At 35.5% G+C, this 14,739-nt stretch carries 14 protein-coding genes; 3 read left to right on the top strand and 11 right to left on the bottom strand.

Annotated elements, in window-relative coordinates:
• Window positions 1-70: 70 nt before the first annotated feature.
• Both ACH2CJ_RS01705 and ACH2CJ_RS01700 read right to left on the bottom strand, forming a co-directional pair.
• Window positions 71-790 carry a hypothetical protein gene (locus ACH2CJ_RS01705; RefSeq protein ID WP_394990343.1) on the bottom strand — a complete coding sequence of 240 codons (720 nt, stop codon included), beginning with the start codon at window positions 788-790 and terminating at the stop codon, window positions 71-73.
• A gap of 79 nt (window positions 791-869) precedes the next feature.
• Window positions 870-1,703, bottom strand: a complete 834-nt coding sequence (locus ACH2CJ_RS01700; protein WP_394990342.1) for an energy transducer TonB — start codon at window positions 1,701-1,703, stop codon at window positions 870-872.
• Between the two features lie 258 nt (window positions 1,704-1,961).
• Here ACH2CJ_RS01700 and ACH2CJ_RS01695 point away from each other — a divergent pair, with 258 nt between their 5' ends.
• Window positions 1,962-2,090 carry a hypothetical protein gene (locus ACH2CJ_RS01695; RefSeq protein ID WP_394990341.1) on the top strand — a complete coding sequence of 43 codons (129 nt, stop codon included), beginning with the start codon at window positions 1,962-1,964 and terminating at the stop codon, window positions 2,088-2,090.
• Between the two features lie 18 nt (window positions 2,091-2,108).
• On the opposite strand, the gene ACH2CJ_RS01690 is transcribed toward ACH2CJ_RS01695, so the two are convergent.
• On the bottom strand, window positions 2,109-2,690 hold the full coding sequence (locus ACH2CJ_RS01690) for a hypothetical protein (RefSeq protein WP_394990340.1): 582 nt from the start codon (window positions 2,688-2,690) through the stop codon (window positions 2,109-2,111).
• Window positions 2,691-2,892: 202 nt separating this feature from the next.
• Between ACH2CJ_RS01690 and htpG the strand changes: the two genes are divergently transcribed.
• Entirely contained in the window at window positions 2,893-4,701 is a 1,809-nt protein-coding gene (gene htpG / locus ACH2CJ_RS01685; RefSeq protein WP_394990339.1) for a molecular chaperone HtpG, read from the top strand.
• Window positions 4,702-4,815: 114 nt separating this feature from the next.
• On the opposite strand, the gene bshA is transcribed toward htpG, so the two are convergent.
• On the bottom strand, window positions 4,816-5,943 hold the full coding sequence (gene bshA, locus ACH2CJ_RS01680; RefSeq protein ID WP_394990338.1) for an N-acetyl-alpha-D-glucosaminyl L-malate synthase BshA: 1,128 nt from the start codon (window positions 5,941-5,943) through the stop codon (window positions 4,816-4,818).
• 313 nt (window positions 5,944-6,256) lie between these two features.
• On the opposite strand from bshA, the gene ACH2CJ_RS01675 reads away from it, so the two are divergent.
• Window positions 6,257-7,123 carry a geranylgeranylglycerol-phosphate geranylgeranyltransferase gene (locus ACH2CJ_RS01675; RefSeq protein ID WP_394990337.1) on the top strand — a complete coding sequence of 289 codons (867 nt, stop codon included), beginning with the start codon at window positions 6,257-6,259 and terminating at the stop codon, window positions 7,121-7,123.
• 53 nt (window positions 7,124-7,176) lie between these two features.
• Here ACH2CJ_RS01675 and ACH2CJ_RS01670 read toward each other — a convergent pair whose 3' ends face one another.
• From ACH2CJ_RS01670 to ACH2CJ_RS01640, 7 genes are all read right to left on the bottom strand, one after another.
• A complete protein-coding gene (locus tag ACH2CJ_RS01670; RefSeq protein WP_394990336.1) occupies window positions 7,177-7,515 on the bottom strand; it encodes a DUF2853 family protein in 339 nt (112 codons plus the stop codon).
• Between the two features lie 157 nt (window positions 7,516-7,672).
• Window positions 7,673-8,776, bottom strand: coding sequence for a D-TA family PLP-dependent enzyme (locus ACH2CJ_RS01665; RefSeq protein ID WP_394990335.1), 1,104 nt, complete (start codon window positions 8,774-8,776; stop codon window positions 7,673-7,675).
• Between the two features lie 86 nt (window positions 8,777-8,862).
• On the bottom strand, window positions 8,863-9,252 hold the full coding sequence (locus ACH2CJ_RS01660; RefSeq protein ID WP_394990334.1) for a VOC family protein: 390 nt from the start codon (window positions 9,250-9,252) through the stop codon (window positions 8,863-8,865).
• 84 nt (window positions 9,253-9,336) lie between these two features.
• On the bottom strand, window positions 9,337-9,804 hold the full coding sequence (locus tag ACH2CJ_RS01655; protein ID WP_394990333.1) for a RidA family protein: 468 nt from the start codon (window positions 9,802-9,804) through the stop codon (window positions 9,337-9,339).
• A gap of 55 nt (window positions 9,805-9,859) precedes the next feature.
• The gene (locus tag ACH2CJ_RS01650) at window positions 9,860-11,167 is read right to left on the bottom strand and encodes a gluconate:H+ symporter (RefSeq protein ID WP_394990332.1); all 1,308 of its coding nucleotides are present in this window, start codon (window positions 11,165-11,167) and stop codon (window positions 9,860-9,862) included.
• 98 nt (window positions 11,168-11,265) lie between these two features.
• Window positions 11,266-12,549 (bottom strand): McrC family protein, encoded by a 1,284-nt coding sequence (locus ACH2CJ_RS01645; RefSeq protein WP_394990331.1) that lies wholly within the window; start codon window positions 12,547-12,549, stop codon window positions 11,266-11,268.
• Between the two features lie 104 nt (window positions 12,550-12,653).
• Window positions 12,654-14,636: a plastocyanin/azurin family copper-binding protein gene (locus tag ACH2CJ_RS01640; RefSeq protein ID WP_394990330.1), complete on the bottom strand. Its 1,983-nt coding sequence runs from the start codon at window positions 14,634-14,636 to the stop codon at window positions 12,654-12,656.
• Window positions 14,637-14,739: the final 103 nt, after the last annotated feature.

Below are 14,739 nucleotides of genomic sequence, written 5' to 3'. Positions count from 1 at the left end.
AAGTTTGTTTTGGGGGGATTCATAAATTGATGTTTAGTTCCTAAAACAAATATATCAGCTTTTTGAATCCCTATCTTTTTTTTATGAACAAACCCTGTAATAAAAATCGAATGATGTTTTTAGTGAAAATATTTATTAAGGAAATTGACGGTAAATTAGATTTTGTTTTCAAGAAAAACGCAATAAGTCGGTCATATTCAAGCAAGATTAGAAACAAAATACTGATAGTAATAATAATAGATTGCAACAAAGCTCCAGCGTTCATCTGATAAAAAACATTGATTAAAGTCAGATTGAGCATGAATGAAAAAAGTATAATTGCCGCCAAGAGCATAGTTTTTCGAAACAATAATAAATACGAACCAACAATTTGAATGGCAGCAGTGATAAGTCCCAAAGTAAGAGAATAACCGAAATAATACCATGTAAGCCATTCACCTGATTGTTGGTTCATTGGTTTGCTTGCAATTTCATTTGGTACAACAAATTGAAGTCCAAAAACCTTTTTCCAGCCAAAACTCATTAAATTGAAAGCTATTACAAATCGAATGAAAGTATAAATAAGCCCATAGATTTTATCTGAATTTATTTTTTGTTTATTCTCTAAAAACTGCCAAATAAAAGGAAAAATCAATGCGATTAATAACGAAATACCCACCAATGAAAAAACAATTGCGGGAGGAAACCACGGAATATTTCCACTATTTCCAAAAACTAATAATAAAGCGGCAAAGCTTAGTCCAGCAATGAAGCAAGTGATAAATTTCTTTAAAAGTAATTTTAGTGCCATAAGTTCGAGTTGGTTAAAAGAATCAATAGGTTTTATATACTGTCTATATAAAACCTATTGACAATAATTATACAAATATCTAATCGTCCAATTTGAAAAAAACAGGAATAGTGAATACAACTCTTACATTCCTTCCATTTTGTCGACCTGCTATCCATTTTGGCATCAATTTTACTACACGAGCAGCTTCTTCATCACAGCCAAATCCAATACCTTTCATTGTTTCTACTCCTGTAATACTGCCATCTTTTTCTACAATAAACTTTAAAAATACCTTTCCTTGGATATTTGCTCGCTGGGCAGCAGATGGATATTTGAGATTTTGTGCCAAGAATTTATACATCTCTTTAACTCCACCCATAAAAGAGGGATTTTCTTCAACACTTGTAAAAGGCAGGTTATTTTCTACTATTTCTACCGCTTTAACTGCTGCACTTGGAACTTCAACAGGTGGGCTTTCTGAAATACTTTCTGACACGCGTCCTTCTTGAGTTTTATCACTAATCACAGCTACTTCAATAGCATCTTGCGTAGGTGGAGGTGTTTCATTTTGAGTTTCTTCAACTACTTCTGGCACTAAATAGGCAATGGTTTTCACTTGTTCTACCTCTTTTGGTGGTTCTATTTCTTTTGGCTTTTCAATTTCAGGCACTTTTTCATCTGGAATTTTTTGAAGGTCAATAATAATTCCAGTTTCAGCCAAATTTTTGTCTTTTTGTCTCGCAAAAATAAAATTCGTCAGGAGTATGAGCATAAAACAACCAATACCAATCCAAAAAGCTCGATTTAAGTTGGCAGTGTAACCAGTACGAAGCTCATAAGCTCCATACGCTTTGTTGCGATGCTCGAATACAATATCATCGAGCGTGGTAGGTATTCCTACGGCAGGTAATTCTCTTGTCTGAGGGTTCATTTTAGTAAAGTTTATTTGAACATTTGGTAGTTTCACTGAACTACGACACAATGTTAAATAACAAAAATGAATCTTGCAAGAAAACAACAATAATATTTAGATATTTGCCTAATTATTTATCATTAAGTAAAGTTTGAATCTCTCCAAGCTACTATTTGCTACAAATTATAATTAACTTTCGGATAAATGAGACTCACCTAATTCATATTTTACTTTAAAAATACTATCATCAGGAATTTTGAAACGTAATAATAGTCAATGGAGACAAATCTTTGGGTGGAGTTACTTCCAAATGCACAAAGACAACTACCAAATGGCACACATTCAAGTTTATCCATAAAAAAACTTCCCGAAAGTTTTATAACCTTCGGGAAGTTGAGTAACTGATATCCGTTCACCAACCTCCTACTCCTCCCTTATTCCCCCGCCAAAGAAAATTCCTAGTTTTATACTCAAATGATTTTGGTTGAGGTCAATACTTTGCCCGTCAATGAGGTTTCGTTGTCCGAAAATAAAATTGTAGTCGGCAGATAATCTGAAATGCCAAATGTCTAATCCTATTCTTGGCGAAATGCCAAATTTACTTCCACGAGCCAATTCTGGATATTTATCTCCTTTACTATAAGATGCTGCGGTCGGGCGGAAAAGTCCAGCCCCAATACCAATCGTCGGGCGAATCTTGGTTTCTCCAAAATGATAATCCGATATAGCCAAAAACGATGTAACCCAACCTAGTGAACCGCCCGCATCTTGCGAAGCATTTGTTTTCAATCGCCCAAGCACCGTTGCTTCCGCTCTTACACCAACCGACAAATTATCAGTTATCAAATATTTAGGTTCAGTAAATATGCCTATACCAACACCATAATTGCTCGGACGAGCATAGTGCATACCAATATCCCATCTGAAAGGCGTGTGATATTCGGCTTGGGCAAAAGATTGTGTACAATTAGCAAAAAAAGTGCAGATGATTAGGAGTTTTTTCACGTTAGTTTTTTAAGATTTTTGTAATATTTACTCCCCGAATAAACATCATTTTAGCCATTATTAGTATGATTTTGTACAAAATAATTTTCAACAACTGCCAATCTGTCAGTTTTCTAAGCTTTGGAACAGCCTTTGAGGAATAGAATTCGCTGGCTTTAAAAGTAGCAAAAGATTTGTATTCATGTAAAAATGTCAATAAATTATGGTAGCTGAAAAAGGTACAATTTCGATTAACACGGAAAATATTTTTCCAATCATCAAAAAATTTCTTTATTCCGACCACGAAATCTTCTTGCGTGAGTTGGTTTCAAATGCGGTTGATGCCACCCAAAAGTTAAAAAAATTGACTTCGATGGGTGAATTTGATGGAGAAATGGGCGACTTAACAATCAAAGTTTCGGTTGATAAAGAGGCAAAAACTATCACCATTTCTGACAAAGGAATTGGTATGAATGCCGATGACATCAAAAAATACATCAATCAAATTGCATTTTCGGGAGCAAAAGAATTCTTAGAAAAATACAAAGACACACCCGATACCAATCAAATAATTGGACAGTTTGGTTTAGGTTTTTACTCGGCGTTTATGGTTGCTGAAAATGTAGAAATCATCACCAAATCGTTTCGTGATGAAACCGCTGCTCGTTGGATTTGCGATGGTAGCACTGAGTTTGAAATTACGGAAGTAGAAAAAACAGAGCGTGGAACTGACATAATTTTGCATATTGGAACTGATTCAGAAGAATTCTTGGATAATTTTAGAATCAGTGGAATTTTAGAGAAATATGCTAAATTTTTGCCAATTGAGATAGAATTTGATGGGAAAGTAATTAATAATCCAACTCCAATTTGGACAAAATCTCCTTCTGAATTAACAGATGAAGATTATAAAGCATTCTACAAAGAATTGTATCCATTTGGTGAAGATCCACTTTTCTGGATTCACCTTAATGTTGATTATCCATTCAACTTAACGGGGGTTTTATACTTCCCGAAAATTAAGAAAGACTTCCAACTCAATCGTGATAAAGTACAATTATACAGCCGTCAGGTTTTCATTACCGACGATGTAAAAGATGTAGTTCCAGAGTTCTTGCAAATGCTTCATGGCGTGATTGATTCGCCAGATATTCCGCTGAATGTTTCTCGTAGTTATTTGCAAGCCGATGGCAATGTAAAGAAAATCAATTCGCACATTACTAAAAAAGTTGCCGATAAATTACAAGAGCTTTTCCGCACCGACCGCAAAGGTTTTGAAGAAAAATGGGAAAGTGTAGGCGTATTCGTAAAATACGGAATCGTATCGGATGAAAAGTTTTACGACCGTGCAAAAGAATTTATTTTACTTAAAAACGTTGATGGTCAGCACTTTACAATTGACGAATACCGTGAAAAAGTACAAGTAAATCAGACAAATAAAGAAGAGCAGGTTACATTTTTATATGCCAATGACGCAAATCAGCAAGATGCGTTTATTGCTTCCGCCAAAAAACGTGAGTATGATGTTTTGGTGCTTGATTCACCATTAGATGCTCACTTTATCAATGCTTTGGAGTCGAAATTAGAGAAAACTACTTTCAAAAGAGTAGATTCGGACAGTATTGATAAATTGATTGATAAAGGTCTAAATTTGGAAAGTGTATTGAGCGAAGATGAGAAAAAACAAGTTGAAGATTTGTTCAAAGAAGTAGCTGGGAATAATACGATTCAAATCGAATCACTATCACCCGATGAAACGCCTGTGAGTATTGTACAACCCGAATTTATGCGTCGTTGGAAAGATATGCAGCGTGTGAGCGGTCAAGGTGATATGTTTGGAATGATGCCGATGGGCAATAACGTAGTTGTCAATGCAAATCATAACTTGATAAGTAAATTATTGAAAACTGAAGATGTAGCAGCACAAAAAGCTCTTACAAAACAACTATATGATTTAGGATTATTGGCTCAAGGAATGTTGTCTGGAGCAGAATTGACAAAATTTGTGGAGCGTACAGTTGCCAATTTGTAAAAATAATTATTGTTTAGAAACAAAATAGGGGTTCAAAATTTTGAACCCCTATTTTGTTTCTATTACGTCTTTGAGATGATTTAGCACGTTTTTTGCTTTTTATTCCATTATATATCACCCCTCCCCTCTCAAAACTTTCTCATAATATCTTTCGTACATCGGTACGATATTAGTAATATCAAATTCTTTGGCACGAGCTAAGGCATTTTCCTTGAAAATAGGCAAATTTTCGTCTTGCAAAATATACATCGCATTCTTTACCATTTCATCTACATCGCCTACATTGCTCAAAAACCCTGTTACTCCTTGAATATTCAATTCTGGCAAACCACCAGTATTTGACGAAATTACAGGCACTTCGCAGGCCATTGCCTCTAAAGCTGCCAAACCAAAACTCTCTTTTTCGGAAGGCATTAAAAACAGATCAGCTACCGACAAAACCTCCTCAATCGCATCAAGTTTGCCAACAAAACGCACATCTTCTCCTAAATTCAAATCACGGCTAAGTTGTTCCATTGGTCCACGCTCAGGCCCATCTCCAACCAATAGCAATTTACTTGGTATTTGCGTCTTTAACTTGGCAAATATTTGAATAATATCTTCAATACGTTTTACTTTACGGAAATTTGAAGTGTGCACCAAAAGTTTTTCGTCATTAGGGCAAATGATGCGTTTGAAATGATCTTTTCTTTGTTTTTTGAAACGCTCCAAATCAACAAAATTTGGAATCACTTCTATTTCCTTTTTGATATCAAAAGCTTCATAAGTATCTTTTCGCAAATCTTCCGAAACGGTGGTTACTCCATCCGATTCGTTAATACTGAAAGTAACAACAGGTGCAAGCGATGCATCTTTACCAACAATAGTTATATCAGTACCATGCAAAGTCGTGATAACTGGGATATTAATTCCGTGACATTTGAGAATTTGCTTTGCCAAAAATGCCGAAGTTGCGTGCGGAATAGCATAATGTACGTGCAGAATATCCAATTTTTCGTATTTAACTACATCAACCATTTTGCCAGCCAAAGCCGACTCATAGGGTGGATATTGAAATAAAGGGTAACTGGCAATATTTACCTCGTGATAAAATATATTTTCATTGAAAAAATCTAAACGTGCAGGTTGCGTGTAAGTGATAAAGTGTATTTGGTGACCGTTTTTTGCGAGAGCTTTACCGAGTTCGGTAGCCACCACGCCACTACCTCCAAAGGTAGGATAACATACAATTCCAATTTTCATAAATGCTTTATTGAGCCTTATTGATAGTTTTTTAAAATAGATTTTGGACTTGACTATCTATCCCTATTTAGTACAACAAAATTTTTCAAAAAAAATCCCAAATTTTTAAATTAAGGATTTGTAAAGTGCCCGATGGGTTAGAATTAATTTTCGATAAATTACATAAGTGTCTGATAATCAAATACTTAAAAAAGAAAAAATTAAGAATAAAGTCAAACTGAGGAATTGTAATATTCTAATTAGGAGGTTACAATAAAAAAACTATTGCCAGTTGGACATCGCCCATCAATTTTTTTTTAGTATCTTTGAAATAATGACAACTTCTCAAGGTTTAGAAAATATCAATGCTTTTTTCCGATTGATACGCTCTCGGAACATTCTGATTGTGCTATTAAATCAATACATGGCCAGGATTTTTTTGATTGGACCAAAAGAAAACTGGCTAAGTTATTTGCTTGATTATAAGCAATTTATGCTTGTTTTTGGCACGATTAGCATTGCTTCGGCGGGCTATATTATTAATGATTATTTCGATGTAAAAATTGATTTGATTAATAAACCACGAGAAGTAATTATTGGCAAATATATTAAACGTCGCTGGGCGATGTTTATTCATCAAATTCTTAACTTTACGGGTCTTTTTATTGGTTTTTTATTAGGATTAAAAGTCTTTTTAATAAATATTTTAGCCATTTCTACGCTTTGGTTTTATTCCGAAAGGTTCAAAAAAAAAGCTTTTATTGGAAATTTTTTAGTTGCCTTTCTTACTGCTTTTTCGTTGATAATTTTGTCGGTTTATTATCAAAAAAACACGCTTTTAGTCAACGTTTATGCTCTTTTCGCTTTTTCTATCTCATTGATCCGGGAAATCATCAAAGACATGGAAGATATTCGTGGTGATGCTCGCTATGGCTGCCGAACACTACCCATTATTTGGGGATTCAGACGAACAAAAATCTTACTTTATATTTTTATCGTTTTGTTTGTCATTATTTTAATCTCGATGGCATATATACTTGATAATCAATATCTTATCTCTATTTTTTGTTTCGGACTTATTCCTTTTACATGGTTTGTTTATAAACTTTATTGGGCAGATAAAAGACGTGATTTTACTTTTCTAAGTCGTGTATGTAAACTCATTATGTTGATAGGGATTTTGAGTATGATTTTCGTCTAAAACAAAAAGGCGACACAGTTTCCTGCGTCGCCTTTTCAAAATATCTTTGAAAATTAAGCATAGATGCTTTCTTTTCCGAATTTCTTGCAAAGTAGTGCATATACATTTGCACGGTATTTATTACGGTTAGAAGTACCCATTTTTTCCATTACCTCAGCTATTGCAGCATCAAGTTCTGGTCCGTCAGATAAGCCTAATTTGTTAATCAAATAGTTTGTTTTCACGCGATTTAATTCATCTGGGTCAGAACCAGATACTTTTGAAGAATCTGCATTATAGATTGAAGGTCCAAGACCTTTTGCTACAGTAGTGATAAGTTCTTCGCTCAGACCTAAGCCAAGTTCGTTTGATTGTGCTACATACAGTTCGACTGCCTCTGCAAATTTACTCATTTTTTTGGTTGATTTTGGGTTAATAGAATAGACGAATTTTTTCGTAAATATTAAACGAATACTTTTCTTTTCCAAATTCTTTTTTATTTTTTTAGTGAAACGGCAAATTGCAATGATAAGAAAAATTTCGACATTCGTTTTTTGATTAAAACTCCAATTAAACACTAATTTTTCTCTTTCTTCCTAATACTTGCCAAGCCTCTGTAACATACTTATTTTCAACTATATAAGCCTCGTCATATAGATTTACAGTTGGACAAACATGGTACGGAACGCCATACAAAACATCGCCCACTTTTATTGAATCCCAGTCCTCGACAGCTAAAACTCCATGTTCTTCGCTTTGGCTGAGAAACTCATAATTTTCTAAATTCAAAAACCGAGTGCGTTTATCAATCGGGTTTTCTGCAGCTACCGCTTTATGCCCCATATCAATTGTTATCAATCCTTTTTTTGGTTTTGAAATAACACGAGTCAGCACCAAAGCGGCATACTGAAATGGCTGTTCGGGAAGTTTATCGCCATAACCCCAATCCCACAGTACACAAGTACCTGGGCTACAAAAAGTTTCGTTACGCAAAGCGTGCGAAGTAAAGGTTGGCGTTCCTCCTGCGATGACCATCGGCTTTGGTAAACCTTCACTTTCGATGATTTCCAAAAAATGCTTTACATCTACAAAACCTGCGTCAATGTTATGTTTACGCTCTTCAAAATTAGTCGCTCGTAAATGTCCGTCATATACATGCAAGCCATGCAATTTCAGATTCGGCAGATTATTGAGTTTTTTATAAAGATCTAAAACATGCTCATCTAATAAATGCCCCGATCTGTCCATTCCATTGTTTATATCTAAAAAAACGTCAGAAACAAGGCTATTTTCAGCAAATATTGCTTGATGAGCGTCGGCATTTTCCGAGCAATCAATGAGCGAAGCGATGAAAACATCAGGATATTTTTGACGAAGTTGAACTAACCGATCAATTTTTGGGCCAACTAATTGATGCGATATCAAAATATATTTTGCACCAGCAATAGCTGTCATTTCTGCCTCAGCTATTGTTGCACATTTGAATTTCGTAATGCCTGCATTCAACATCATTTTTACGATTTCGGGCATTTTATTGGTTTTTACGTGCGTAAACAAACGCTCGGCTGAACCAGCAATTGAAATCATTTTTTCGATGTTTAGCTGCACTCGCTCTTTATAAATAAGCAGTGAAGGCGAATCTAACTCGTTTTCGTTTGTAACTTTATACCACATAGTCTTATGAGTGAAACGGAACGCCGCTCGTTTTGATTTAGTGAATGAGTGAATAAAAAGAATAGCTAAGAGTCAATCGCTAAAATTTAATGCTCATAAAACTCTATTGGTAAATCATCTGGGTCGGCGAAGAAAGTGAATTTTTTACCTGTAAATTCATCTATTCTGATTGGTTCTACTTCTATTCCTTTTTCTTCAAGATTTTGTTTGGCTTCTTCTACATTTTGAACTTCAAAAGCCAAATGCCGTAAGCCACAAGCCTCTGGGCGTGAAGGTCGAGCAGGTGGTTTGGGGAATGAAAATAATTCAATGATATAGTTTTCACCAATCGCCAAATCTAATTTATATGAATCTCGTGCTTCTCTATATACTTCTCTAATAACCTGTAAGTCAAGCACTTGTGTATAAAAATGCTTTGATTTTTGGTAGTCAGATACAATAATGGCTATGTGGTGTACTTTGTTGATTTTAAGCATTTTCTCCAATATAATTTTCTTAATAGCTCAGTTTTAGAATTATGATTTGAAATTATCTGAGTGTGAACTGTATTCTACAAACTTTCAAGCCAGCTCAAACATCGCCTCAATCTCCACAGGTATATTTTCAGGAAGCGAGCCAAAACCAACTGCCGAACGAACGCCAATACCGTTTTCAGTTCCCCAAACTGCAGCAAATAGTTCGCTGCAACCATTAATTACATAAGGATGGCGTTCAAAATCTGAAGTACAATTGACCATTCCAAGCACTTTTATTACTCGTTTAATACGGTCGAGGCTACCCAAATTAGCTTTCAAAGTAGCTAAAATAGCCAAACCTACTTGTCGAGCGGCTAATTTCCCCTCTTCAATGTCCATATCCTCCCCTATTCTTCCGATAATTCTTGAACCATCCATTTTTACTGTACCATGACCCGAAACATAGATAAAATTATCTACAATTAAACAAGGTTTATAAACTCCCATTGGCGTTGGTGCGGGAGGCAATTCAAGATTTAGATTTGCGAAATTTTCTTCTGCGGTCATTATCATATTATTTTTACCAATAAGACACTAAATTATCACTTAGCATATTTACTGGTGTTTTTTAAACAAATATATTCAAAATCAAAACTCCAATAAGCCCTATGACAGAAATAATGGTTTCCATTACAGACCAAGTTTTGATGGTATCTTTTATTGAAAGGTTGAAGTATTCTTTAAAAAGCCAAAAGCCACCATCATTGAGGTGCGAAAAAAGCAAACTTCCTGCACCAATCGAAAGCACCATCAATTCGGGTTTTATACCTACTTGATTCTGAATCAAAGGAGCTAAAATCCCTACTGCAGTCAAACCAGCTACTGTTGCTGAGCCTACACAAATACGCAAGACTGCAGCAATTGCCCAACCCAAAATTAAAGGATTTATGTCTAAACCTTGCAATTGTTGACCAATATAATCGCTCGTGCCACTGTCTTTCAATATTTGTTTTAATGCCCCAGCTCCACCAATAATCAACAGAATTCCTGCACTACTTTTGAAAGCCTCTTCCAATTGTTTACTCACCGTTTTTACACTATCTCCTTGTCTAATTCCAAGTAAGTACATAGCCAATAAAAGTGAAATCAGCATCCCAATATAGGGTTCTGAAATAAGTGCAACCACCTGATTATCAGGCAAATACTTCTTTGCAAACGAGCTAAAAGTCAATATAAAAACAGGCATTAAGGCAACTAATAAACTTACGCCCAAAGTAGGTTGTTTGTCTTTAGGTATTTCTTTAATCACAAACATGTTTCCATCAATTTGTGGCTTATATTTCTTCAAAGTTCGAGCAAAAATTGGCCCAGCAACCGCAATAGCAGGAATAGCGATTATGATTCCGTAAATCAAAGTTTGTCCAACGTCGGCTTTTAGTTGGAGTGCGATGGCAGCAGGTGAAGGATGTGGTGGCAAAAAGCCATGTGCAACCGACAATGCCGAAAGCATCGGAACACCAACATATAGCAAAGGCAATTTTGTAGATGCTGCAATGGTGAAAATAAGTGGTACAACAATAATAAATCCTGCATTATAAAAGAGCGGAATACCAATAATAAAACCTGCAAGAGCTAAGCCCCATTGCAGGTATTTTTCGCCGAAAACATTGATAAGTGCATCAGTAATGCGTTGAGCTGCACCACTTTCGGCAACTAATTTACCCAACATTGCACCAAAACCAATAATCAAAATTAGGTCGCCAAGTGTACCGCCAATACCCGTTTGAATGGCTTTGCCAATAGCTGGAATTTCCATTCCTGTAGCAAAACCCAAAGCAATCGAAATTAAGATAAAGGAAACAAAAGTATCAAGCTTGACATAAGCTACCAACACTACAAGTGTCAAAATAGCAAAGAAAGTAAGTAAAATAGGCATTTTTATAGGGAAGGTTGAAAATTTAAGGTGCAAGATAATGATTTTTGTCAATTTTTTTCTTTCATAATCGGTCGGTGGTGAAAATTGGGCTTTTGGAGCTACCTAAGCAAATTCTCTATTTTCATAATTTCGGCAACCGTCTCATTATTCAAATCGAAAGGCAAAATTTGCAATGTCATACCTTCATCATAATCAAATATTAAAGGCGATTTAAAGTTTTCGTTGGCAGGATAAACCAGAAAAAGTTGCTTTGAACTATATTTTTTCCCGTAAGCATACATTTGATATAAATCCGATTGCTCAATGCCATAATTTTTATTAGATTTTGAGTCATTCAAAAGTTTCCATTTGGTATCAAAAATGAAGATTCTCTTTTGATTCTGAACCACAATATCTGGAATTAAACGAAACCTTGAAGTTTCTAAATGCCTATCTATCAAATATTTACCTTTGTCTTGCAATGTTACTTCATAGCTTTCCGAAAAATGTTTTCTAAAATGTGTACCAACATAATTTTCAAATAAAACCTCCATCGGAAACAATAGGGCTAATTGAAGCGTTTTTCCTGAAAAAGGAGAAAAAGATTGTTGATTCAAGAAAATCTTTGCCCAATTTAAGACCGAATCATAGCGTTCAAAAATTCGATTTTTATTGTCGCTTTTCATCAAATCTTGTTGAATATTTATTGAAGCATTTACTTCATCAAAAATCGTTAGATTTTGTAAGACTCGCTGTTGAGTTTTATTTGTAAAAGACGGAACGCCGCCCGATTGATTATTAAGTATTTGAAGGCAGGTTTTTAGAACCCTATTTTGAGGAATATCTTCTAAGAACTCGTCATAAACTACAAAAAAACGTTCCTTTTTGATATAATTTTGACGGATGTTTTCTGCAACTAAAATCTTACCTTTTATAAAAACCTCATTGGCTTCATGTCTTTCATAATTTCGACCTAATCCTTGCGATAAAAGTTTCTCCAATTCATCTAAAAATATATTTACAAAAATCTCCAAAATAGGTAAATGGCAATTTTCGAGATTTGCTTTTGACAAAGATTGGTAAGGAGAATTAGGTAAAACTCGAAGCATTTTGAATAGTATTTTTCGTGCTTCTTTGGCAGAATTTTTAGAAGATTTTGGCAAAATCTCAATCTGAGTACCGTTAGTAGTTTGTATTAAACCAACATGATTTTTTACTTTGATTTGCTCCTTCCCTTTTTGAGTTAAACAACTAAATATCAAATCATTGGCTCCAGAAAAAGCCAATGTTTTAAGATTAAAAAAAGTCTTATCACAAACAAAAATCTCTGAAAATGAATCTTTGGGCAAGTCATAATCACTCGCTTTTCTGATGGTTCCATATTCAGAGATTATTTGGGGCATATTCTTTAGTCGATAGTTGATGGACATCGGTCAATAGTTTTATCGAAATTTCACAAAAATATCAAAAAACTGTGAACTATTGTCCATCGACTATCGACTAAAAACTACTTCGTTACCTTAATCACGCCTTGCATCAAAGTATAATGCCCAGGGTATGTACAAACAAAAGTATAATCGCCTGCCGTACTTGGTGCTACAAAATAGATTGTTTCTTGGCTTTCGGGTTGCATTAATCCTGTGTGGAAAAGTACTTCGTCTAATGCTGGAACGTAGGCTTTTTCGGCTCCGTCTAAGCCCATGACTATAGCGGCTTGCCCTACTTTATCAACTGTTTTTGGTTTTACGATAACTAAATTATGCAGCATATCGTCATTATTATTGAATACCAAACGAATTCTGCTTCCTGCTTTTACTTGGAACTTCGACACATCAAATTTTAAGCCTGGTTTTGTGCCTACAATAAGCGTTTGGTCTGATTTTCCGTTCCAATCAGCGGGCATTTCGTTTACTCTTTTCGCCGAAATTACATTTGTTACTTTCGCTGGCATAGCCGACATATCGTGGGCGTGTTCTTCTGCTTTTTTCTCAACAACTGCATATTTTACTACATCCATTTTCGAAACTTCAGTATTGATATTATTCAAAGTATAATAGCCAAAAGGGTGCAAAAGCGAGCGATTTTCAGTATTTTGAATTCCTTCTAAACGTAATTCATGGATATAACCCAAACGCAAAGAATCAATCGCCAAACGCACCGACATTCCATCTTCGGCAACTTGTATTGCCTTGATTTTCAATGCTTTAGTATTAATTATCGGGCTACCGTAATTGTGATGATATTGATATGTAAAGCCATTGATTTTATAAGAATCAAGACTTTTAGCCATTTCTTTATTGACAGGCTGTGTAAATTCAATCAAAAAGCCATCGGGCATTGACTTAACACTTTTCATCTCGAAAGGCATTTTCCCTGTCCATTCCAAACGTTGCAAGCCAAACTCATCTTTACCCGTTGAAGACCAACCTCGGCTGGTCATACCTACAAACATTGAAGCATCCAGCCCCCAACGCATACGCAAAATTCCTGACTGAAAACCTTCACGAAAAGGAAAACAAATACCTTGGTATTTTCCTGCAACTTTTTCTAAATAAACACGCATAATTTTGCTGTGTCCTTGGTCTCCAACAAACATTTGTCCTTCAAATGGACCAAATTTTCCACCAAAAGTATCTTCAATGACATCAGCTGTCGAAATTCCCATTAAAGTATGCGGAAACCAAACCGCAGGAACTTTGATACTTGGTACTCGTTTGGCAACTTCATAAAGCGGCTCATGCGTATCGGGAATGTCGCTGACTTTGGTTAAGAGTGGCGAGCCTTCCTCCGAAGTCCATTTTAAGCCCTCAGGATTTCCTGCAAAATCTCCTTTTTCAAGGTGCGTCATGCGACCCGAACCAACCCAATCGCCTTGATTTTCGGTGTAAAAAATATCTCCATTTCGTAAAGCACCCATTCCCGCAGGTGAACGTAAACCTGTTGCCCACGGAGTCATTTTACCTTCAGGAGTAATTTTAAGCATCCAGCCACGCCATTTTGATAAACTTACTCCTTTACCTTGCCAGCCAAGATTTAAGGTAAAAATCATATTATTATCAGGCAATAAAACTGGGCCATAAGTATATTCGTGGTAATTTCCAGCCAACGGGAATTTATAGAAAGCCTCATATTCATCGGCAATTTCGTCACCATTATTGTCTTTTAAAATTGTCACTTCACCACGCTGAGTTGCCCAAAGGTTTCCTTTTATATAAGCCAAACCCAAAGATTCGTGCAAACCCGAAGCAAAACGTTTGTAAGTTGGTGCAGTACCATTTTTCATGTAGGGATTTGACACAATCCATACATCACCACGTCGAGTAGATACGCCCAAACGTCCATCGGGCATAACCGCCAAACCACCCACTTCGAGCTTTACATCTTCGGGTACAGGTAGCGTAACGATGCGATAAAAATCATCTTCGGTAGAAGGTTTTTGGGCAAAAACACTTGAAAAACTTAGAATTGATAGAATTAATATTTTTTTCATTTTTTTATTTATTAGACTTCTTGCGAAAGTGTTTTATGATTGAAAAATAGTAGATTTTCAAGCGAAAATTGAGGAAATTTTGAAAGCATAGCACCGCTACGGT

Origin of the sequence: Emticicia sp. (assembly GCF_043780375.1) — a bacterium.
Taxonomy (GTDB): domain Bacteria; phylum Bacteroidota; class Bacteroidia; order Cytophagales; family Spirosomataceae; genus Emticicia.
The sequence above is the reverse complement of the archived record's forward strand: the minus strand, read 5'-3'. Positions and strand labels throughout refer to the sequence as shown.